At 61.0% G+C, this 22,225-nt stretch carries 19 protein-coding genes and 1 tRNA gene; 14 read left to right on the top strand and 6 right to left on the bottom strand.

Going from position 1 to position 22,225, the window contains the following annotated elements:
* Nucleotides 1-14 precede the first annotated feature (14 nt).
* On the top strand, nt 15-935 hold the full coding sequence (locus tag CAK95_RS23735; RefSeq protein ID WP_086090159.1) for an alpha/beta fold hydrolase: 921 nt from the start codon (nt 15-17) through the stop codon (nt 933-935).
* Nucleotides 936-1,149: 214 nt separating this feature from the next.
* On the opposite strand, the gene CAK95_RS23730 is transcribed toward CAK95_RS23735, so the two are convergent.
* Nucleotides 1,150-2,499 carry a porin gene (locus CAK95_RS23730; protein WP_157699721.1) on the bottom strand — a complete coding sequence of 450 codons (1,350 nt, stop codon included), beginning with the start codon at nt 2,497-2,499 and terminating at the stop codon, nt 1,150-1,152.
* A gap of 149 nt (nt 2,500-2,648) precedes the next feature.
* Between CAK95_RS23730 and CAK95_RS23725 the strand changes: the two genes are divergently transcribed.
* From CAK95_RS23725 to CAK95_RS23695, 7 genes are all read left to right on the top strand, one after another.
* Nucleotides 2,649-3,041, top strand: coding sequence for a hypothetical protein (locus tag CAK95_RS23725; RefSeq protein ID WP_147413516.1), 393 nt, complete (start codon nt 2,649-2,651; stop codon nt 3,039-3,041).
* A 316-nt stretch (nt 3,042-3,357) separates the two neighbouring features.
* Complete coding sequence (gene phnC / locus CAK95_RS23720) at nt 3,358-4,113, top strand: phosphonate ABC transporter ATP-binding protein (RefSeq protein WP_086091623.1); 756 nt, start codon at nt 3,358-3,360, stop codon at nt 4,111-4,113.
* A gap of 30 nt (nt 4,114-4,143) precedes the next feature.
* A complete protein-coding gene (phnD, locus tag CAK95_RS23715) occupies nt 4,144-5,010 on the top strand; it encodes a phosphate/phosphite/phosphonate ABC transporter substrate-binding protein (RefSeq protein ID WP_183044176.1) in 867 nt (288 codons plus the stop codon).
* Nucleotides 5,007-5,810: a phosphonate ABC transporter, permease protein PhnE gene (gene phnE / locus CAK95_RS23710; protein ID WP_086090155.1), complete on the top strand. Its 804-nt coding sequence runs from the start codon at nt 5,007-5,009 to the stop codon at nt 5,808-5,810. Before phnD ends, phnE begins: the two co-directional genes overlap by 4 nt.
* An 81-nt stretch (nt 5,811-5,891) precedes the next feature.
* Nucleotides 5,892-6,947, top strand: a complete 1,056-nt coding sequence (locus CAK95_RS23705) for a phosphonate dehydrogenase (protein WP_086090154.1) — start codon at nt 5,892-5,894, stop codon at nt 6,945-6,947.
* Nucleotides 6,925-7,794 (top strand): LysR family transcriptional regulator, encoded by an 870-nt coding sequence (locus CAK95_RS23700; protein WP_183044175.1) that lies wholly within the window; start codon nt 6,925-6,927, stop codon nt 7,792-7,794. Before CAK95_RS23705 ends, CAK95_RS23700 begins: the two co-directional genes overlap by 23 nt.
* 300 nt (nt 7,795-8,094) lie before the next feature.
* On the top strand, nt 8,095-8,817 hold the full coding sequence (locus CAK95_RS23695) for an outer membrane protein (protein ID WP_086090152.1): 723 nt from the start codon (nt 8,095-8,097) through the stop codon (nt 8,815-8,817).
* A 259-nt stretch (nt 8,818-9,076) separates the two neighbouring features.
* Here CAK95_RS23695 and CAK95_RS23690 read toward each other — a convergent pair.
* Nucleotides 9,077-9,152: transfer RNA gene (locus CAK95_RS23690), tRNA-Lys, on the bottom strand.
* Between the two features lie 249 nt (nt 9,153-9,401).
* On the opposite strand from CAK95_RS23690, the gene CAK95_RS23685 reads away from it, so the two are divergent.
* Nucleotides 9,402-10,577: a M20 aminoacylase family protein gene (locus CAK95_RS23685; RefSeq protein WP_086090151.1), complete on the top strand. Its 1,176-nt coding sequence runs from the start codon at nt 9,402-9,404 to the stop codon at nt 10,575-10,577.
* Between the two features lie 76 nt (nt 10,578-10,653).
* Here the strand turns inward: CAK95_RS23685 and CAK95_RS23680 are convergent, their stop codons facing one another.
* Both CAK95_RS23680 and CAK95_RS23675 read right to left on the bottom strand, forming a co-directional pair.
* Nucleotides 10,654-13,449 carry a glycosyltransferase gene (locus CAK95_RS23680; protein WP_086090150.1) on the bottom strand — a complete coding sequence of 932 codons (2,796 nt, stop codon included), beginning with the start codon at nt 13,447-13,449 and terminating at the stop codon, nt 10,654-10,656.
* A 155-nt stretch (nt 13,450-13,604) separates the two neighbouring features.
* The gene (locus tag CAK95_RS23675; RefSeq protein ID WP_147413514.1) at nt 13,605-14,084 is read right to left on the bottom strand and encodes a beta-1-3, beta-1-6-glucan biosynthesis protein; all 480 of its coding nucleotides are present in this window, start codon (nt 14,082-14,084) and stop codon (nt 13,605-13,607) included.
* A gap of 206 nt (nt 14,085-14,290) precedes the next feature.
* Here CAK95_RS23675 and CAK95_RS23670 point away from each other — a divergent pair, with 206 nt between their 5' ends.
* A complete protein-coding gene (locus CAK95_RS23670) occupies nt 14,291-15,946 on the top strand; it encodes a glycoside hydrolase family 17 protein (protein ID WP_086090148.1) in 1,656 nt (551 codons plus the stop codon).
* Here CAK95_RS23670 and CAK95_RS23665 read toward each other — a convergent pair.
* Both CAK95_RS23665 and CAK95_RS23660 read right to left on the bottom strand, forming a co-directional pair.
* Nucleotides 15,903-16,295, bottom strand: a complete 393-nt coding sequence (locus CAK95_RS23665) for a hypothetical protein (protein WP_086090147.1) — start codon at nt 16,293-16,295, stop codon at nt 15,903-15,905. The two genes, CAK95_RS23670 and CAK95_RS23665, sit on opposite strands and share 44 nt — an antisense overlap.
* 56 nt (nt 16,296-16,351) lie before the next feature.
* Nucleotides 16,352-17,161 (bottom strand): hypothetical protein, encoded by an 810-nt coding sequence (locus tag CAK95_RS23660; RefSeq protein WP_147413512.1) that lies wholly within the window; start codon nt 17,159-17,161, stop codon nt 16,352-16,354.
* Nucleotides 17,162-17,462: 301 nt separating this feature from the next.
* Here CAK95_RS23660 and glmU point away from each other — a divergent pair, with 301 nt between their 5' ends.
* The 4 genes from glmU (at nt 17,463) to CAK95_RS23640 (ending at nt 22,225) form a co-directional block, all read left to right on the top strand.
* Nucleotides 17,463-18,818 carry a bifunctional UDP-N-acetylglucosamine diphosphorylase/glucosamine-1-phosphate N-acetyltransferase GlmU gene (gene glmU / locus CAK95_RS23655; RefSeq protein ID WP_086090145.1) on the top strand — a complete coding sequence of 452 codons (1,356 nt, stop codon included), beginning with the start codon at nt 17,463-17,465 and terminating at the stop codon, nt 18,816-18,818.
* 225 nt (nt 18,819-19,043) lie between these two features.
* The gene (gene glmS / locus CAK95_RS23650) at nt 19,044-20,870 is read left to right on the top strand and encodes a glutamine--fructose-6-phosphate transaminase (isomerizing) (RefSeq protein ID WP_086090144.1); all 1,827 of its coding nucleotides are present in this window, start codon (nt 19,044-19,046) and stop codon (nt 20,868-20,870) included.
* A gap of 129 nt (nt 20,871-20,999) precedes the next feature.
* Nucleotides 21,000-21,779, top strand: coding sequence for a DUF502 domain-containing protein (locus CAK95_RS23645; RefSeq protein WP_086091622.1), 780 nt, complete (start codon nt 21,000-21,002; stop codon nt 21,777-21,779).
* Between the two features lie 80 nt (nt 21,780-21,859).
* Nucleotides 21,860-22,225: a DUF805 domain-containing protein gene (locus tag CAK95_RS23640; protein ID WP_086090143.1), complete on the top strand. Its 366-nt coding sequence runs from the start codon at nt 21,860-21,862 to the stop codon at nt 22,223-22,225.

Genomic DNA, 22,225 nt, shown 5'->3' with positions numbered 1-22,225 from the left:
GTTTCAGCCGCCGGATGACTGATGCCAAACCCTTCGCCGGCGCTTCAAATGTGACGGCGGAGAGCGTCTTCATACCCGCATCGGACGGTCTTCGTCTGCATGTCAGAGCGTATCAACCAGCGGCGGCAAAAGGCTTGCCGGTTGTCTGTCTTCCGGGGCTGGCGCGAACCGAAGCCGATTTCGAACCTCTGGCCCTTCACCTCGCCTCGAACACCAGCCATCCGCGTTGTGCCTTCGCTCTCGATTATCGCGGACGCGGCCAATCGGGTTATGATTCCGACTGGCGAAACTACAATCTCGCGGTCGAACTCGCCGATGTGGTGACGGTGTTGTCGGCACTTAGAATCCAGCGCGCGGTCTTTGTCGGCACCTCACGCGGCGGTTTATTGACGATGCTGCTGGCGGCGACACAGCCAGCATGCATTGGCGGCGCGATCCTCAATGATATCGGCCCGGTGCTCGAGCCCAAGGGCCTATTACGGATCAAGAGCTATATCGGCCGGATGCCGGCGCCAAAGGATTTTGCGGAAGGAGCAAATGTCCTGCGAAGCCTGTTCGGTGCGCAATTTCCGGCGCTGTCGGACGAGGATTGGCTGAGTTGGTCAAAGCGAAGCTGGGTCCAAACACCTGACGGCATGATCGCGCGTTACGATACCAGCCTTGGCAACACGCTGAGCGATTTCGATCCCGATCAACCGATTCCAGATTTATGGGCGCAGTTCGACGCGCTGGCGGCGACACCGGTGATGGTGATCCGCGGCGCGTTGTCGGATTTGTTGTCGGCCGAAACCGTCGAGACCATGCGTCAGCACAAACCCGATATCGAAATCATCGAGGTACCCGATCAGGGGCATGCTCCGTTGTTGTCGGAGGCGCGCCTGCTCATTCAAATCGGTGATTTTTGCCGACGGTGCGACGACACAGAAAAATCTTAGAGCAGCAGCCAGAAAGCTCCGTCAGCCCGTGTTTTGCGAGTGTTGCTTCACAGGTTGCAAGAGTTGTTACTAAGTTTTTGTTTTGACGCGTTTTCTTCACGCGAACCGGTACCCACTTCGCTCGAAACGCTCTGGATCGTTCTTCAAAGCAAAACCCCCGGTCTTTCGACCGGGGGTTCGCTTAGGCTTGTAACGTTAGGTCGGGATCAGACGATCACGGCCAGAAGTTGCGCTGCACGCGGAAGGCAGCCGACCAGTAGCCCTGGTCTTCGACGTTGTAGACGCCAGCCGACAGACCATTGCCGTTGGAACCGCGGATAGCGGCGCCAGCGAAAGCGGTGTCGATCTGCGAGTAAGCCACTTCAACACCGATATCGAGGTTCCGCACCGGGTTCCACATGGTGCGCGAAGACACGCGCCACAGGGAGTAATCCGGGTCGCAGTTCGTGACAGCCACGAAGCCGGAGGCCGCGCAGGTGCCGCCGCCAGTTGCCGCGATCATCGCCTTGGCCTGATCGCTGTAGCTTACGTTCAAGTAGGCACCGACGATCGAGGTCCGCAGGCTCGGGGTCCAGTAGTGCTCAAAGGCCAGCGTGCCGCCCCAGGCTTCGGTCAGTTCGAGACCTGAGCCAGTCACGAAGATCGCATCAGGATCCGCACCGAAGGCAATGCCCTGCTTATGGATGAAGTTGGTGGTCGAGTTGCCGTAGGCCACGAAGCCGACTGCACCCTTCGAGTACGCGATGACGCCGGACAGTGTGTCCTTGGCATCCCACGGCATCTTCAGGGTCAGACCGCCGCCGACGCCCCAGCCCCATTCGTCGCCAGGATGATCGCAGACGGTGGTGTTCGCATTCTGGCAGGAGAAGCCCGGTGTCGCACCCGCGTAGTAACGAGCACCAACCTTGTGCAGGCCACCCATGATCTGGGCCGAACCCCAGGCCTGGTCGACGCGGATGTTACCGACGATGTCGGGTACGCTCTGGCCTTTTAGGTCCGACGCACCGCCCAAGTTGACGTTGACAAGGTCATTTACGCCCTTGCTGCGGGCATTGGAGTCTTCGATCGAGATCGTGGCCGATAGGCCGTTGCCGAACTGCCAGGTATAGGCCGCAACGTTGTGGCCGGACGGACCGGACGAACCGTCAAGACCGAGCGGCACGAGGCCGTAAGCGGCACCGTTATAGAAGCCGAAGAAGGTGTCCGAACGGCCGAAGGTGAAGCCGGCGAACTGGATGAAGGCGCGCTCGAGAGCGATGGCGTTCTGAATGCCACCGTTGTCGGCATCAGCCGAGCCGTTCAGGAAGTTGAAGCCGAAGCTGAAGTACGAGCGCAGGGTGCCGTATTCGGTCTGCGTGCGCACGTCGCCGGTCAGGCGGAAACGAGCCTGCTGACCGAAGGTCTGGCTATTACGGGTGAAATGGCCTGACGGATTGCGGTCGGCGTAATGGCCGCTGACGTCGTTATGATAGGCCTCGTAACGGACATAGCCACCGATCTTGATGCAGGTGTCTGTACCCGGAATGTAGTAGTAGCCGACGCCATAAAGGCTACAGATCTTCACGTACTCGAAAATGATTGTTCCAGTTTGAATTGGAATCTTGTCATCTACCGATAGCGAAAGACTCGGGCACGCGAGCGAGGCACCGGACGGAGATTGTGCAGCGCACTGCGTCTCGTATTTCGAGACGATTGAGGTGTTGAGGGGGCGAATTGCTGAGTCATCTGCCATGGAGCAGTAGCGATCTGGAAAGTGTCGAGCGCGCCCTGACGCGCTATCGGATGACGGGGCTCGAAGCCAATTTCAATCTCGATCGGTACGACGAGGGAATCGTCACCATCTCGCAGATCGATCCGAGCGTCGTCGATGCGCCACTTGTGATGTTCGAAATCCACAAGCTGGAGCGTCCGGATACGGCGGGGCGTCCGCATTGGGTGTTGCAAATCCGGTCCATCGACGGAAGAACCCAGGAGCTGAAGCAGCATGGTTGCGTTGCTTCGTCCGTTCTCGTCTTTGCCATCGCCAAGGCGGAGAAGGATCTGAAGGACGGCCTGGTGAACACCGACAGTTTCGATCTCGCTGCGAACCTGTACTGGCTGAAATAGCGGCGGCGTCTCGCATCGGCGATGCCATTGCCTGCGTGACCCAGGCGGCATGGATCGTCAGCGTGCAACAATCCTCACCTAAACTGATCGCGCCGGCGCAATGATATGGCGCTGCCGTGCGGATCACATGATGCGTCCGGGGTTTGTCGAGTCGCCTGCGCCCAACTGACACAGCACCTCAAATCCACAACGGCGATCGTTTGTCATGGAGGTGTCATCGGCAAGCGATAGGTAGCGATTGTCGAACGAACGTCCGGTTTGTTCGGAAAATGCAATCAACCGGGGGCGGGCCGATTTCGTGAAGGACGCGCGACCAGTGCTGACATTGCAGGATGTCGCGGTGACCTACGCCAATGGTGTCGCGGCGCTGGCGCCGACCAGCCTGTCCATCCCGAAGGGGCGCTTTCTGGTTCTGCTCGGCCCGTCGGGCGCCGGAAAGTCGACGCTGCTCCGCTGCATGAATGGTCTCGTCAGGCCGGTTCAGGGCGAGGTGATCGCCGGGGGCAGGGGCTCGATCTTCAGGAGCCACAAGACCCTGCGTGAGCACCGTCGCCGCACGGGCATGATCTTTCAGCAGCATCATCTCATCGGCCGCCTGTCGGCCTTGCAGAATGTGCTGATGGGACGCATCGCCGAGCACAATGCCTTGCGGTCAATGCTGCCATTGCCGCGCACCGACAGATTGATCGCGCTGCAAGCGCTGGAGCGTGTGGGTCTGCTGGATCGTGCGCTCCATCGCGCCGATCAATTGTCCGGCGGACAGCAACAGCGCGTCGGTATCGCCCGGGCGATGGCGCAACGGCCTGAAATCATTCTGGCGGACGAGCCGGTTGCAAGCCTCGATCCGGTTGCCGGCGAGAGGGTTCTCGCCGATCTGCACCGCATCTGCCGGGAGGACGGCATCACAGCCATCGTCAGCTTGCATCAGGTGGATCTCGCGCGGCGCTTTGCCGACCGGATCATCGGCCTGTCGAGCGGCCGGATCATTTTCGACGGTTCGCCGGCGCAGCTCGGCGCCTCGATGATCGATGAGATCTATGTCGCGGCTTCGCCACGCAGGGCCGCTGCCTGACAAACCCGCATCACGAAAAGGAACTGCATCATGAAGCGTCGCACTTTTTTGCTCGGCTGCGCGGCCGCTGGTCTCAGTATCGGCTTTGCACAGGCGCAAACGCAGAATCCAGCCAAGCTGCGGGTGGCATTGCTGCCCGATGAGAACGCCTCGACGCTGATCCAGAATGCCCAGCCGCTGAAGAAATACCTCGAAGACACGCTGAAGAAGGAGATCGAACTCGTTGTCACGACCGATTATTCCTCGATGATCGAGGCGATGCGGTTCGGCCGCATCGAGGTCGCGTATTTCGGCCCGCTCTCCTATGTGCTGGCCAAGTCGAAGGCGCCGGGAATTGAGCCCTTCGCCGTCGGCGTGTCCAAAGGGTCCCCGACCTATAAGAGCGTCATCATCGCGTTGGCCGATGGGCCGGTGAAGTCGATCGCCGATATCAAGGGCAAGATCATGGGCTATGGCGATTTCGCCTCGACCTCGAGCCATCTGATTCCGCGCGCCTATCTCGCCCGCAACGGCCTCGTCGGTGACAAGGACTACAAGTTCGCCAATCTCGGCGCGCATGACGCCGTGGCGCGTGCCGTGCAATCCGGCCAGGTGCAGGCGGGTGGCCTCAGTCAGGAAATCTTCAATGCGCTCGTCGCCAAGGGGACGATCGACGGCAAGAAACTCGTCGTCCTTGCCGAGAGCGATCCGATCCCGAATTATCCGATGGTGATGCAGGGCAATCTCGCCCCCGAACTGAAAACGCAGATCACCTCCGCCTTCATCGGCCTGAAGGATCCGGCAATCCTGAAAACGTTCCGCGCCGAAGGCTTCGTCGCCACCGACGATAAGGCCTATGACATCCTGCGGGACACGGCGAAGATACTCGCGCTCGATCTGTCGAAGTTCAAGGGATGAGCGAGATCGCCCGATATAACGCGATCCTTGAAAAGGACGGCACCGCGCATCTGAGGCGCGGTGCCGAGATCGCGATCATCCTGTGCCTTGTCGCCGGCGCCATGTGGCTGACAGGCCTGCTCGATCCGGTGCGGCTTGCGGATGCGTGGCCGGCGATCCGGCAGCTTTCCGCCGAGATGTTTCCGCCCGACTTCAGCCGTTACCAGGCATGGCTGAAGCCGCTCGCCGATACGCTGGCGATGTCGATTGCCGGAACCGCCCTGGCGGTCTTTTTCTCACTGCCGCTTGGATTGCTGGCGGCGCCGAACACGACACCCAATCGCATTGCCTATCGGCTGGCGCGGCTGATCCTCAACCTCCTGCGCTCGATTCCCGAACTGATCATGGGCATCATCTTCGTCGCCATGGTCGGCTTCGGGGCGCTGCCCGGCGTGCTGGCGCTCGGCATTCACTCGATCGGCATGGTCGGCAAGTTCTTCGCCGAGAGCATCGAGCATGTCGATCCGAAGCCGATCGAAGCGGCCCGCGCAGCCGGCGCCTCGCCATTCCAGGTGATCTGGCATGCGGTGCTACCGCAGGTGATGCCGCAACTCGCCGATACCACGATCTACCGCTGGGAATACAATTTCCGCGCGTCAACGGTGCTTGGTGCGGTCGGCGCCGGCGGTATCGGTTTCGAGCTGATCGCAGCCTTGCGCGTCCTGGAATACGCGCAGGTTTCGGCCATCCTGATCTGCATCTTCCTGTGCGTGACGCTGGTCGACGGTGTCGGCGCGCTGCTGCGCAAATCGCTGAAGTGACACGCTGATGATGCGCGGCGTCGTCAAAGTGACAAGTGCCAAAAATAAAAAGGTTGGGCAACAAACAGAAAGAATCACGCAGTGACCGGAAAGCCCAAGGTCGTCGTCACCAATCCCATCTTTGCCGAGACGAAGGCGCTGCTGGACCAGCATGCAACTGTGCTCGTCAACACGTCGCTGGAACCGTGGCCCTATGATGAAGTCCGCGCCATCTGTGCGGATGCGGCCGGTGTCATGGCTTTCATGACCGACCGGATCGATGCGGCTTTCATCGCCGATTGCCCGAAGCTGCGCGTCATCGGTGCGGCACTGAAGGGCGCCGACAATATCGATGTGAGTGCGGCGACCGACGCCGGCGTGTGGCTGACCATCGTTCCCGACCTTCTGACCATTCCGACAGCAGAGCTCGCGATCGGGCTGATGCTGTCGCTCGGCCGTAACATCGTCGCCGGCGATCGCAGCATCAAGGCGCGGGGATTTCGTGGCTGGCGCGCGCAGCTTTACGGCGAGGGTCTTTCTGGTGCGACGGTGGGTATCGTTGGCTTCGGACTGGTCGGTCGTGCCATTGCCGGCCGGCTGACCGGCTTCGGTTGCCGTTTGCTGGCCTATGATCAGACACCGACGCAAAAGCTCCCGGAGCCTGTGCCGTATGTCACCGCCACCGGCTTCGACGATCTGATCGCGACGTCCGATTATGTGGTGCTGGCGCTGCCACTGACCGCCGAGACACAGCACATCATCGACGTCAGGGCCATCGCCGCCATGAAGCCAGGTGCGCGGCTGGTAAATCCCGCGCGCGGTTCGCTGGTTGATGAAGCGGCGGTGGCCGATGCGATCGAGCGCGGGCATCTGGCCGGTTATGCGGCCGATGTGTTCGAATGCGAAGACTGGGCGCGGGACGATCGGCCAGCGCATATCGATGCGCGCCTGATCTCGCCATCGGCGCCAACTGTTCTCACGCCGCATATCGGCTCCGGGGTTACGCAGGTCCGCCGCGAAATCGAGCTCTCGGCTGCGCGCAGCATCATCGATGCGTTGTCCAGCCGCGTTCCCGATGGCGCGCTCAACAATCCCTCGCTTGGCCAGCGCCGCACCTCGGCCGAACCGTCTCGCTATGCTCAACCTGCTGCATACTAAGACTTTTCTGACAGTGATCGGCGAGGGCGGCTTTCGCGCCGCCGCGCGCGAACTTAAAGTTTCGCCATCGACGATTATCGAGCATATCAACCAGCTGGAAGAGGATCTCGCCGCGATCTTGATCGTTCGCCGGCGCGGTGCGGTCGAGACCACCCCGCATGGCGCCGCTTTCGTGCCGCTGGCGCGGGCGATGCTGGAGACGGCGGCACGCAGCCGGACATTGATCGCGAATGCGCCGCTGCGCATCGCCGCATCGAGCAATATCGGCACTTATCTTCTGCAGCCGCAACTCGCATCGTTTCAGGCCAACGATCCCTGTCCGACCGATCTGTGGATCGGCGCCAACGCGGCCGTGGCTGAGCGGCTTGCCACCGGCAATGCCGATGTCGCGTTGATGGAATGGTGGGACGAGCGCCCGGGATTCTCGGCGCAGACATGGCGCAAGGAGAAGCTGGTGGTGATCGTTGCGCCGGAGCACCCTTTCGCGAAGCGCGCGGAGATCGAGGCGGCCGAACTCGCGACGCAGTCATTGCTGGGCGGGGAGACCGGCACCGGCACGATGACCTTGCTGAAAGCGAAACTCGGACGGGTGTCGGGTCAATTCAAAGCCGTTGGCGGTTTCGGCAGCACCGAAGCGGTGAAGCGGGCGGTGCGGGCGGGACGCGGTCTATCGATCGTGATGGCGGCAACGGTCGTGGATGAAGTTGCCGCAGGTCAGCTCGTTGCCTTGCCGCTCAAGGCCATTGATCTTGCCAAGGAGCTGAAGATTATCACGCCGCTTTATCTGCCGTCGGCGGCTCCAGCGGCACGATTTGTGGCGCGGGCGATGGAGGGGGCGGGCCCGTAGCGCTGAAGCGACTCGCCCTGTCGAAGTCCGACAAGAGACGCTCCGTGGGATCGAAAACCGTACAACCATAAAGCGCGCCGAACATCAAATTTCGGAGCTCGCGGTTGGATAACACCTCCCGAGCCGAGCTCGAAGTAATGGCTTATTTGCTCCCTTAATGGTGCACACCTGATCTGGTGCATTTCTAACACGTTCCAAAAACATCATTCCCGCTCGCTGGACAAAGTCCGAATGCGGTCTATGACTGGCTCATGGATACACGCATAAGGCGTGGATGGATATTGCTGGGGAGTATTGATCATGGGTTTGAAGATTGGCTTCGCTGCATTGGTCGCTGCCACCGCGATCAGCTTTTCGGCAGGCTCTGCAAGTGCGGCTGACATCGCGCAGCCGGTCTACAAGGCTCCGATGGTCGCTCCCGCGTTCAGCTGGACCGGTTTTTACATCGGTGCCGTTGCTGGCTACGCTTGGGGAGAGGCCAATATCAACCCCACCGGCGCTCTTACAGGATTTCCTTCAGTGAAGACCAAGCCCGACGGATGGCTTGCTGGTGGCACCATCGGTTACAATTATCAGCAGGGCAATCTCGTGCTCGGTACCGAAGGCGAGTTTTACTGGTCCGACCTCGATGGCAGTAAAAGCAACAATCTGTTGGTTCCGTTTATCGCATCATATTCAAACAACTGGACCGGAACGCTTTCGACCCGTTTGGGCGTCGCCTTCGACACCGTGCTTATTTACAGCAAGGCGGGCGTTGCCTGGGCGAACAACGACTACACTCTGAATCTCGGTATCCCCGGCGCTGCTTCGTTTACGGGCTCGGACACAGACACCGGCTGGCTCGTTGGTGGCGGTGTGGAATGGGCATTTGCACGCAACTGGTCAGCGAAGATCGAAGGCACCTACATGGACTTCGGTCAGAAGAGCAAGGAGTTCGGTAACGTCGGCGGAGTTCCGCTCACCGCAGATGTCGACGCTCAGATCTCGACCGTTAAGTTCGGCATCAACTATCGTTTCTACTGACGTCTTAGTCCCAAGACGAACTTCGTCCCAAGACTGACTTCGAGGCCCGGCCGTGAGATCACGCGCCGGGCCTTTTCTTTTCGGCACACCCTGCTGCGGCCAGGTTGCCGGCTTGTCAGTGAGCATCCATGGGGGAGGCTGACACGGCGCGCTGCAATTTGCGCGAAGCCCGCCGCGTCGTGTTGCCAGCTTGTTGCCAGGAACGGAAAAAGCGCCTCGGTGGCGCGTCATTTCCCGTCCCAAGATCCGCGATTTGTATTGGTGAGCCCGATGGGATTCGAACCCATGACCTACTGATTAAAAGTCAGTTGCTCTACCGACTGAGCTACAGGCTCCCGGAGCGATCCGGAATAGGCTGGCAGGGACGATAGAGATCGGCCGCGCAGCCATGCCGCGAACGGCAGGGCGGACACATAAGCCGAGATTGACGGCAGGACAACGAAAAATTCCTATCCCTGTGGGCGAAGCAGCCGAATGCGGCTAACAAGGGCAAAATCGTCGCGAGAACCTGCTGTTGCCCTGATGTCGTCGCCGCGATTTACTATGTGAATCAAGCTGAAACACCCGCCTCCGGAGCCAGAAATATGCCGATCGTGAACCGCATTGCCGAATTTCACCCGGAAATCACGGCCTGGCGGCGCGATATCCATGCCAATCCGGAACTCCTGTTCGATGTTCACCGCACGGCGGCGTCGGTAGCCGAGAAGCTGAAGGCCTTCGGCTGCGATGAGGTGGTTCCGGGGATCGGCCGCACTGGCGTTGTCGGCGTCATCAAAGGCAATAAACCGGCTTCCGGCGGCCGGGCGTCGGTCATCGGCCTGCGCGCCGATATGGACGCGCTGCCGATCGAGGAGGCGACCGGGCTGGCCTACAAATCCACCATCAAGGGCAAGATGCACGCCTGCGGCCATGACGGTCACACCGCCATGCTGCTGGGTGCTGCCAAATACCTTGCCGAGACCCGCAATTTTGGCGGCACCGCCGTTGTGATCTTCCAGCCCGCCGAGGAGGGCGGTGGCGGCGGCAAGGAGATGGTGGCCGACGGCATGATGGACCGGTTCGGCATCGAGGAGGTGTACGGGATGCACAATTATCCCGGCATGCCGGTCGGGCAGTTCGGCATGCGGGCCGGTCCGATGATGGCGGCGGCCGACTATGTCTCGATCGAGATCGAGGGCAAAGGCGCGCATGCGGCGCGGCCGCATCTGGGCATCGATCCCATTCTGGTCGGCGCGCAGATGGTCAACCAGTTGCAGTCGATCGTCTCACGCAATGTCGATCCGCTGGAGTCAGGTGTGGTATCGATCTGCGTGTTTCAGGCCGGCACGACCAACAATGTCATTCCGCAGACCGCAAAGCTCGCCGGCACGATCCGCAGCCTGACCGATGAGGTGCGCGACCTTCTGGAGAAGCGCGTGCGCGAAGTGGTCGAGGGTGTCGCGAGACTTCACGGCGCGACGGCGCGCGTGAGCTATCACCGCGGTTATCCGGTCACCCGCAATCACGCCGACCAGACCGCATTCGCGGCGTCCGTCGCTTCGGAAGTCGCAGGTAAGGATCGCGTCAATGACGAACTGCCGCCGATGATGGGCGCGGAGGATTTCTCCTATATGCTCAATGCGCGGCCGGGTGCCTTCATCTTCGTGGGCAATGGCGACAGCGCCGGCCTGCATCACCCCGCTTACGATTTCAACGACGACGTCATCCCGATCGGATCGTCCTATTGGGTGAAGCTGGTCGAGAAGGCGCTGCCGGCATAACCTCGGACACGGCCGAATGGCCAATAAAAAAGGACCGCAGATCGCGGTCCTTTTTCTTTTCGAAATAGGGATCAGTTTACTGGACGATCTCGGGCTGCTTTTCGCCAGTCGTCGCGGCCGGCACCTCGACGATGGCATTGGCGAGCCCCGGCGCTTTCGCGGCGGTGAGTGCCGGAGCGCGCCGCCAGGCTGAGACGAGACGCGGCTGCAGCTCGGCCCAGAAGGCAAAGTCGTTGATCTGGCGCCCTTCGAGGGCGGCAAGGCCGGCAGCCGAGAGGAACGGCAGGCTCTGGACCACCAGCACGGCCGCGAAGATGTAGATCTCCGTGATCTGCAGGGTGTTGGTTGCCACCAGTGTGATCGCGCCGATGATCAACAGGCTGCCCAGGATCAGCTCCCAGAAACCGTCGAATTGCATCGGCTTGCGGGCACGGTTGCCTTTCGCTGTGCGGGCGAAAGGCAGGTGCTCCTTGATCAGGCCGTCGGCGACAGCGCGCGCAACGGTGAGCTGAAGGGACATGGCCGCGAACATCGCGCCGAAGGTCTGCTTCTTCGGGATCGCAACGCGCAACCGATACAGCACGACGAAATGCGCAAGCGATACGACGAAGGCGGCGAGGATCGGAATGGTCAGGATCGTGTCCGGAATGGCGATGCCAACGAAGGCCACGACCGGCACCCAGAGCAGGTTGAAAATCGCCACCACGACGCCAAGCGCTTCGGCGCCAAGCCAGTTCAACCAGCCGAGCATGAATTGGCGCTTCTGGTCGCGGGTCAGGCTTGAGACACCGGGCAGGAAACGGCGCCAGTGCTTTTTGACGATCTGCACGCCGCCATAGGCCCAGCGATGGCGCTGTTTCTTGAACGCGCCGAATGTATCCGGCAAGAGGCCGAAGCCATAGCGGCGGTTGGTATAATGCGTCTTCCAGCCGAGCTCGATCATGGTCAGGCCGAGGTCGGTATCCTCGCAGATGGTGTCGCTCGACCAGTTGCCGGCGGCGGCGAGGGCGGTGCGGCGCATCAGGCACATCGTGCCATGGACGATGATGGCGTTCTTCTCGTTGCGCTCCACCATGCCGATGTCGAAGAAGCCGGAATATTCACCCGCCATCGCATAATGCATCACGCTGCGGTCGCCATCGCGATGCTCCTGCGGTGCCTGGACGAGGCCGACCTTCGGATCGGCAAAGGTCGGGACGAGGTCGGTCAGCCAGCCCGGCGCGACAATATAGTCGGCATCGAGAATGCCGATGATCTCGGCGTCGGGCGCGGTCTTCTCAAGCGCGATGCGCAGCGCGCCAGCCTTGAAACCTTCAACCTTGTCTTCACGCAGGAACTTGAAGCGCTCGCCGAGCGTGTGGCAATGCTCTTCAATCGGCTGCCAATAGACCGGATCGGGCGTGTTGTTGATGATAACGATGCATTCGAAGTTCGGGTAGGTCAGACCGGCCACCGCATCGAGCGTGGCTTTCAGCATATCCGGCTGTTCCTTGTAGGCCGGGATATGGATCGACACTTTCGGTGCATAGCCTGACGCCAGGGCGTCCGGCGCAATCGACGGCGACGCCACCTGCAAGAGGCGGCGCGGTTTGCGGCCAAAGGCGATGGCGGCGATTTCCTCGATGCGGGCGAGCGCGATCAGCACCAGCGGCACCAGCAGCACGACGCCGACAGCCAATGCAGCGGCCGCGCCGGGCACGAAGTAATGGCCCTTCCAGAACGCAAAGACCGCGGTGAACCAGGCACCGACAACATTGGCCGCGGTGGCCAGCACCATACCCTGCGTCATCGTCACCGTCATACCAAGGAGCGGCAGTGACAGCAGGAGGCCGAGCAGCACCGACAGAATGGCCAGCTTCCAATGTTCGGGATCGGTAACGGGGCCGCTCCACGCAAATTTCTGCTCGCGGGCGTCGTTGAACATGCCCCAGTAGGGACCAACGCTACCTTCAAAGATCTTCCATGGCTGATCGATGGCTTCGACGATGTTGTAGTCGATGCCCATCGCCTCAGCGCGCGAGATAAAATCGCGCAGCACGACCGCCTGTTCGAACAAGCCGGGCTTGGCCAGCTTGAAGTTATAACCCGCGCTCGGCCAGCCGAATTCCGCGATGACGATGCGCTTGCCGGGATACATCTCGCGCAGCTGGTGGTAGCCGCCCATGGCTGCGTCGACCGCCGCTTGGTTTGGTACGCCTTCCCAGTAGGGCAGGATATGGACGGCGATGTAGTCGACGGCAGCGACGAGTTCAGGGTGGTCGCGCCAGACGCTCCAGATTTCGCCGGTGGTAACCGGGATCGAAACTTCGCGCTTCACCCGCTGGATCGTTTTGATCAGACGCGCAACGTTGACCTTTTCCTTGATCTTGGTCTGCTCGTCCGCATTGCGGGCCGAACTGATCAGGTCGAGCTCTTCCTTGGTCAGCTTGTCGTCTTTGCCGACCAGGATGGTTTCGCCGCGGTAAACGGACTCGTTGGCGACGACGATGCCGGAGATATTCGAATTCTTGCGGGCGAGGTCGATGATCGAGCGAAGTTCGCGCTCGTTACGCTCCGGATCGTTATCGAGCCAGGCGCCGGCTGTGACTTTCAGACCGAACTCGGCGGCGACTTGCGGCACGAGTTCGACACCGCCCGTCGCCGAGTAAGTACGGACCGCCCGCGTCTGCGGCGAGAGCGTCCGCAGGTCGGACCTGATCTGTGCAATGCTGGTTCTTGCCTTGTCGGCGTGTGTCGCGCCCTGGAACGGTGCATACGACATGCTCGCCACCGGACCAATGATGTCAGGCGCAGAGACCTTTTTTTCGGAGAGGGCCCACAGACCTGTATGCACACAGGCAACGAGCGCGACGACAATTGCGACGAGGCGCATGAAACGCGTAACCGAGCGGGGCGAGGTGAAGGACATCGCCCCGTCCCCTGGAGCAACGCCTGCTACGACGATCAACTACCTCCGAAGAGGCTAATTTTTAATTGCAGTCAGCCGTGGCGAATTGATGACGTCGTTTAGCGAAATCATAATTTCCGTCACTGCGTTGTTGTTCCGGTCGGCGTCGTCGCAGGTGTCGTTACCACCGCCGCAGCGGTAGGCGGCGCCGCTGGATTAACCCAGCATGAATGAACGCGCGCGTTAACGTTATCCTGCTTCTGCGGTTCGGCTGGCGTCTGTTTCAAAACGCAGCGAAACGCTGCCTGGACATGGCCGCCCGGGCAACCGAAACGGTCGTAAAGATCGAGATGGCGAAAAGCGGTGTCGAGATCATTCGCATAGAGGCGGCCGACGATATTTCGGCCCACCCAAACACATTCCGGATTGCCGGCAGGTCCGGTCAATTGCTTCGAGACTTCGAGCAGTTCGTTGACGCGTGGCGCGTCCTTCTTCTGCTCGCCTTGCTGCTGCTTGGCCTTGTCGCCCTGATTCGGATCGCTTTGCGCCAAGGCGGGCCCTGCCGCGAACGAGAGGGCGAGGCAGAGAGCTGGTAGAGCTTGAGCAAGGCGGAACGACATGATGGCGGCTAATCCAAAGTTTTCGAGCGGCTGTTGAAAGACCTATCTGCATGGGAATCCGGTCAGCAATGCGGCCCGGTTTCCAATGCTCCAAGATTTCCGCCTTTCGCGGGATTTGTCCAGCACATCCGGTAAGTTAGTGCCGCCGTTTCGAAACAAAAGAGAGCGCATTTGTCGCGGAGCGGTAGTTCGTGCCATTGCGGTAGATGATGGTACAGCGTCCGCAGATCATGCATGAACAATCGTTAAGCCGCGCCGGGGTCCCGGCCTTATTTTTTGTTGCCGTTTCGGCTCTCGTTGCCCTCACGTGGTGGTGGCTCGGCAAGCCTGTGCCGATGCCGGCCGCGGCCGCCGCGGGCGACAAGCTGCAATGCGTATCCTACGCCCCGTTCCGGGGCGAGCAGTCGCCATTGAGCGCCGGGACTTTTATCCAGGCGGCGCAGATCGAGGACGATCTCACCCGTCTCAAGCAACTGACCGACTGTATCCGCACCTATTCCACCGAGCATGGGCTCGATCAGGTGCCGGCCATCGCCCAGCGCGTCGGTCTGAAGGTGATCCAGGGGCTCTGGCTGTCCAGCCATCCTGAGAAGAACCGACAGCAGGTCGAGAGCGTGGTGGCTTTGGCCAAGCGCTTTCCGGACGTGATCCAGTCAGTGGTGGTTGGCAACGAAGTACTTCTGCGCGGCGAATTATCGGGAGCCGATGTCGCCAACTTCATCCGCCAGGTGAAGAAGCAGGTCTCGATGCCGGTGACATATGCCGACGTCTGGGAATTCTGGCTGCGCCATCGCGAGGTCTATGACGCCGTCGATTTCGTTACCATTCATATCCTGCCGTACTGGGAGGATTATCCGATCCCGGCGAAGGACGCGGCGGCGCATGTCGGCGCCATCCGTGAGAAGATGGCGGCGGCCTTTCCGAACAAGGATATCCTGATCGGCGAGACCGGCTGGCCGAGCCAGGGGCGGATGCGCGAGGGCGCCTTGCCGTCACTGGTCAATGAGGCGCTGATCCTTCAGGAGATCCTGGCGCTGGCCAATCAGCGCGGCTATCGCGTCAACGTCATCGAGGCTTTCGACCAGCCCTGGAAGCGGCGGCTGGAAGGCACGGTCGGCGGCTATTGGGGATTGTTCGACGACGCCACGCGCCAGCCAAAATTTCAGTGGGGTGCGCCCGTCTCCAACCACCCACACTGGTTGTCGCAGGCGGGCGCCGGTATTGCTTTCGTCGCGATCATTTTTGCCGCTGCGGGATGGACCCGGCGGTCCGATGCCAAAGCTGACTCTTCGGTGATGTCATGGCTGGCTGTCGCCATCATCGCGCTGGCCGGCGGCACGATGCTCGGCCTGGCGGTTGAAAAGACCGTCTATGAAAGCCTCGGTCTCGGCGCATGGCTGCGGTCGGGTGCGCTGGTCGCGCTCGCGGCTTTCGTGCCGATCGCCACGGCCAGTACAGTCATGCGGCGGGCGACCGTTCCATCATTCGCGGGCAGCCTTGCACGCGGGGAGGCGGCAATGCCCGCGCGGCCGGATATTGTCACCGGCCTATTGGTTGTCGCGGTGACGGTCCTTGCGATCCAAATCGCGCTCGGCCTCGTCTTCGATCCGCGCTATCGCGACTTCACCTACGCGCCGCTGACGGCGGCGATCGTGCCAGTCGTGGTGCTGGCGCTGTTCAGCCGCTGGAGCAAGCCTGGATTGGCTGAACGCACCGCGGCTTCTGTGCTGGTGCTGTCGGCGATTTACATCGTCTTCAACGAGAGCTTCGCCAATTGGCAATCGCTCTGGTTCTGCGCCTTGCTCGCGGCTCTGGCGCTCAGTCTTCTTCTGCGCCGATCGGTGCCGGGCGCGCAAAGCTGATAACCAGCAAGGCGAGGGCGAGGCCGGCCAAGCCGGCGTTATAAAGCACGACGCCGGCGGCGCCGGCCGCCAATGCGATGCCGAACAGAAACAGCGATGGCCGGATCAGATTAAGTAGGGCCGCTGCCAGCGCCACCCAGCCGAACACCGAATTATTGAACAGCACCATCACGAGTTGACGGGTGGAGCACAGCCAGGTTTGCGCGCCGGCCTGACAGGCGAGACCCACGCTGGTCAGCTCGATCGCCATGTACCGCATATAAAGCGCGTATCCGAGCGCGAGAAAGCCAAGCGTGATCAGCCAGGAGGTTTGCTGGGCGGTCGGGCGGAAGAGGGGGCGCGCTGTCATATCGCCAATATGGCGCGGAGAAACGGGCTGGGCAATGCTCGTAGATATGCTGTTGCTCAGCGCAGAGCGAGCCGTTGTCCGTCGAACGTCGCCGGCTGACACGGCTGATTGGACGCGGCGAGCGAAGCGCAGAGTTTGGCAGCGGTCGCGGCATTGGCGATGGGACCGGCGATGAGGCGCAGATCCACCTGTCCGCCTTTGCCGTCGCGGACACCAATGACCGGCCGCAAGCCGTCAAGCAGCGAGGCGTGATTGCGGCGAATCTGGTTCCAGGCCGTGCGGATGGACGCGAGCGTCGGAGCGCCGCCGAGATCGACGCCGAAATCGGTACGGGCCGATGTCGTATCGGCCAATTCCGTCTGGGGTGCGGCCGCGCCGTCGCGGTCCACCGGGATCGTTGCGATCGGTTGTGGCGGCGGGATCACCGGCGCGAGTTCGGTCGACGGCGCAATCGGAAACAACTGTTCAGTGGATGATTGCGGCGGATGGGTCAGCCGGCCGATCGAACCGGTGACGACGTCTTCATAATTACGTTCGAGCACAGCCATGCGCGCCAGCAATTGATCGCGATCTGCCGAAAGGTTGCGCATCGTCTCGGTCAGATTCCGTGTCTCGACCTGCAGGACGTGTTCCCGTTGAGCCGACTTTTGTTCCCGCTCCAGGGCGGCGACCTCGGACGCCCCCGTGATCGTGCTGTAAGCCGTGGCGAGGCGATTTTTGCCGGTCGCGGTCTGTGTCGCAAAGGCCACCACAAGCAGGGATGCGACAGCCGCACTCCCCCAGAGGGCGGGGCGCGCCAATCCGCGCAAATCGAGGCGCAGATGGGAAACCACGGGATTGGCGCGTCTTATAGCTTGCTTCGGCATCTTCCCGCCACGAATCATGTTCCGCAAATGCTAGCAGGAAGCCGTCGTTAAGACTTGGTTTCAAGTCGGGCGCTTGCGGCTTTTCCGCGCCATGATGCTCGGCTAAGACCTGGCGCGGTGTTTCTGACGTTCCGATCGCCCTCGCGGTCATCTCTTCCATCGGAACGTCAGAAACAAACCGCACGAGAATCAAAAGTTGCTAGTGTCCTTTTGTCTCCAACGCTTCGTTCAAGAAATCGCGGCAAGGGATACGAAGCGTTGAAGACAGGACACGAGTGCTGATTTAATCGGGAAAGACGAGATGGCGGAACGGACATGCCTTGCAGTTGTGCTTGCGGCCGGTGAGGGGACGCGGATGCGTTCCTCGCTCCCAAAAGTGCTGCATGCGATCGGCGGCGAGACGCTTCTCAGTCATGTTTTGCGCGCCGTTGGGCAAGCGGGCGCAAAAGCGTGCGCGGTTGTCGTCGGCCCGGATCATGATGCCGTGGCCAAGGAAGCCAAGCGCATTATCCCCAATGCGGAGATGGCGCGGCAGATGCAGCGGCTTGGGACAGCGCATGCGGTGCTGGCCGCGCGTCCGGTTCTCGAGCGCGGCTTCGACGACATTCTGATTGTCTTTGCCGATACGCCGTTGGTGCGGACCGAAACGCTGCAAAAGCTGCGCGATGCATTGAAGGGCGGCGCCGCGGTCGCGGTTGCCGGATTCACGCCGGCCGATCCGACCGGCTATGGCCGCCTCATTGTGAAAGATGGTCAACTCGTTGCCATCCGCGAGCAGAATGATGCGAGCGAAGCCGAACGTGCGATCCGGCTTTGCAACGGCGGCTTGATGGCGCTCGATGGCCGGCACGCACTCGCATTGCTCGATGGTATCGACGACAACAATGCGAAGAAGGAATTCTACCTGACGGATGCCGTGGCGCTCGCCACCAAGTCCGGGTTGCGCGCGGTTGCGGTCGAAGTCGACGAGGATGATGTGCGCGGCATCAACACCAAGACGCAACTTGCCGAAGCGGAAGCGGTCTTGCAGCAGCGTCTGCGCAAGGCGGCGCTCGATGCCGGCGTGACCATGATCGCGCCGGAGACGGTGTTTCTGTCCGCCGACACCACATTCGGAAGTGATGTGACGGTCGAACCTTATGTCGTGTTCGGCCCTGGCGTGACGGTGGAATCGAAAGCCGTCATTCATGCCTTCTCGAATCTCAGCGGCGCGCATGTCGGCGAGAGTGCATCGATCGGTCCCTATGCGCGGCTGCGGCCCGGCGCGAAAATCGGCAAGGCGGCGCGCGTCGGCAATTTCGTCGAGGTGAAGGAAGCCACAATGGAAGATGGCGCCAAGGCCAATCATCTCGCCTATATCGGTGACGGGCGCGTCGGCGAGGGCGCCAATATCGGTGCCGGTACGATTTTCTGTAATTATGACGGAACGTCAAAACAGCGCACGGATGTCGGCAAGGGAGCTTTCGTCGGCTCCAATTCAGCGTTGGTCGCACCGGTGACAATCGGCGACGGCGCCTATGTCGGCTCAGGCTCGGTGATCACCGAGGACGTGCCGCCGGATTCGCTGGCATTGGGCCGCGTGCGACAAGTCGTTAAGGAAGGCTGGGTATCCCGCCTGCGCAGCCTGAAGACGGTAAGCAAAAAAGAACACAGTTGAGCGTACCGTCGCGCACCCTATCTGTCACACGCGGAAACGCTTTTTGATTTCCGCTAACCATAAGATGCCGGTCTAACGACCCATAGATCACGATGACTTTGGATCGAATCGATCCAAAGTCATAAACGTGATCGATTCTAATAAGTTAGAGCATGATGTCGTCCGAAAACCGCTTCACACTTTTCGGCATCATGCTCTAGGGTCGTCGGCGGGGGATGAGCACGAATGTGCGGGATTGTTGGAATTCTGGGACGTGAGCCGGTCGCCGGCCAGCTAGTCGATGCGCTGAAGCGTCTCGAATACCGCGGCTATGATTCAGCGGGTATTGCCACCGTCGAGAACGGTCACCTCGAACGCCGAAGGGCCGAAGGTAAACTGAAGAATTTGCAGGAGCGCCTCAATCGCGAGCCTTTGTCGGGCCTCGCCGGTATCGGCCATACCCGCTGGGCGACACACGGCAAGCCGACCGAGAACAACGCGCATCCGCATGCGACCGAGCGGCTCGCCGTCGTGCATAACGGCATCATCGAGAATTTCCGCGAGTTGCGCGAGGAGCTTGAAAAAGAGGGCGCAACCTTCGGCACCGAAACCGATACCGAAGTCGTCGCCCATCTCGTGACCGAGGAAATGAAGAAGGGCCGTTCGCCGGTCGATGCGGTGCGCGCGGCGCTGCCGCGTTTGCGCGGTGCTTTCGCGCTCGCCTTCATCTTCGCCGGCGAAGACGATATGATGATCGGCGCGCGCAAGGGATCGCCATTGGCGATCGGTCATGGCAGCGGCGAGATGTATCTCGGTTCCGATGCGATTGCGCTCGCGCCCTTCACCGATGCCATTTCCTATCTCGATGAAGGGGATTGGGCGGTCATGTCCCGTGACGGCGTCCAGATCTTCGACGTTGCCGGCAACGCGGTGAAGCGTCCCGTCATCAAGACCAGCAGTTCGGCCTTTCTGCTCGACAAGGGCAACCATCGTCACTTCATGGCGAAGGAGATTCACGAACAGCCGGAAGTGGTCGCCCATACGCTGTCGCATTACATCGACATGGCGAAGGAAAGCGTGGTCCTGCCGGGCGAGCTGCCGTTCGAGTGGAACAAGATCGAGCGCGTTTCAATCTCGGCCTGCGGTACCGCCTATTATGCGGGGCTTGTCGCCAAATACTGGTTCGAGCGCTACGCGCGGCTGCCGGTCGAAATCGATGTCGCATCTGAATTCCGCTATCGCGAGGCGCCTTTGCGCAAGGGCGATCTGGCCTTGTTCGTTTCGCAATCGGGCGAAACTGCCGACACGCTGGCCTCGCTCCGTTACGCGAAAGAGCAGGGCCTGCATGTGCTGTCGGTGGTGAATGTGCAGACATCGACCATCGCCCGCGAGAGCGATGTCATCATGCCGACACTGGCCGGCCCGGAAATCGGCGTCGCCTCGACCAAAGCCTTTACCTGTCAGTTGTCGGTGCTCGCCTGTCTCGCCATCGCCGCCGGCCGCGCGCGCGGAGCGATCAGCGACGCTGAGGAGCGCAAGCTGGTCAGGGCCTTGATCGAAGTGCCGCGCCACATGAACGAAACGCTGACGCTCGAAGGTGACATCGAGGCGCTGGCGCGCGATCTCGGCAAAAGCAGCGACGTGCTCTATCTCGGCCGCGGCACCAGCTACCCGCTGGCGCTGGAAGGGGCGCTGAAGCTGAAGGAAATCTCCTATATCCACGCCGAGGGCTATGCCGCCGGCGAACTGAAGCACGGTCCGATCGCCCTGATCGATGAGACCATGCCGGTGATCGTGACGGCGCCTTATGACTCGGTGTTCGAGAAGACGGTCTCGAACATGCAGGAGGTGGCGGCCCGGGGCGGCCGGATCATCCTCCTGACCGACTCCAAGGGCGCCGCCGAGGCGACCATGCCGGGTGTGACCATCATTACCTTGCCGGACATGCCATCCTCGGTGACGCCGCTGGTCTATGCCTTGCCGGTGCAGCTCCTGGCCTATTACACGGCAGTGGCGCTGGGCACCGATATCGACCAGCCGCGGAACCTCGCCAAGTCAGTGACCGTGGAATAAGTCCATATTCTTCATCCAATACTTTTAATGCGGAACTTTTAAACCAAGACATTCCGCTGTAACCGGCAAGGAATGCGTTTATAGCGGAATGCGTCTATAATGGACGATCTGAATCGCCCGAAAACACGTATGAACGAACAGTCGCCACCTCCGGATCTCATCGAAACAGACCTGCCGCCATCAGGTCTGGGCGCCAAACTGCGCAATTATTTCCTGACCGGCCTTGTGGTGGCGGGGCCGCTGGCGATTACCGCCTGGCTGATCACGGCCTTTGTCACTTGGGTCGACGACTGGGTGCGGCCGCTGATCCCCGATGCGTATCGGCCGGAAACCTATCTGCCGTGGAACATTCCGGGCTCCGGCCTGATTATCGCGCTGGTCGCACTGACGCTGCTTGGTTTCCTGACCGCCAATCTCGTCGGCCGCTCGCTGATCCAGCTCGGCGATCACCTGATCGATCGCATGCCGATCGTGCGTCCGATCTACAGGACGGTGAAGCAGGTCTTCCAGATGCTGTTCTCGAAATCGGGAACGAGCTTCCGCAAAGTCGGTCTGGTTGAATTCCCGGGGCCGGGGATGTGGTCGCTGGTGTTTCTGTCGCAGCCGCCGAGCGACCATGTCGCGAGCCGGTTGCCGGGCGACGACGACCAGATTTCAGTTTTTCTGCCCTGTACGCCCAACCCGACAACGGGCTTCTTTTTCTATTTGCCGCGCAAGAAGATTATCGAACTCGACATTCCCGTCGAAGCCGCGGCCACTTTGATTATGTCGGCCGGCATGATTCAGCCCGGTGCATCCAATGGTAACGGACAAGGCGGTTTTGCCGCGATTGCCGCCGCCGCGCGTGCGGCTCAGGCTGCAAGCGAGACGACGAACGCAAGCGAGACGACGAAAGAACGGATCAAATAGCCGTCACACGTCGCGTGTTTTAGTCCAGTGTTGTTTGTAACCTATGCGTTTTTTTGATTTTGCAATCAGGAGACGGGGCGATGAACTTTTCCGAGGCGATCCAATCGGGCTTCAATAACTACGTGAACTTCAACGGCCGCGCGCAACGGTCGGCCTTTTGGTACTGGATTCTGTTCGTGTGGCTCGCAGGAATTGCGGCCAGCATACTGGACATGGCCGTTTTCGGATCTGACTCGATCTACCCGCTGAGTTCGATCTTCACGTTGGGAACGATCCTGCCGAACCTTGCGGTCGGCGCGCGCCGCCTGCACGATACCGGCCGTTCCGGCTGGTGGCAGCTCCTGTGGTTTCTGCCGATCATCGGCTTCATCATCCTCTTGATCTGGTTCATCCAGCAGGGCGAAGCGGGCACCAACACATACGGCCCCAATCCTCTCGGCGCGTAA

The organism is Pseudorhodoplanes sinuspersici (genome assembly GCF_002119765.1).
In the GTDB taxonomy this organism is placed as follows: Bacteria; Pseudomonadota; Alphaproteobacteria; order Rhizobiales; family Xanthobacteraceae; genus Pseudorhodoplanes; species Pseudorhodoplanes sinuspersici.
The sequence above is the reverse complement of the archived record's forward strand: the minus strand, read 5'-3'. Positions and strand labels throughout refer to the sequence as shown.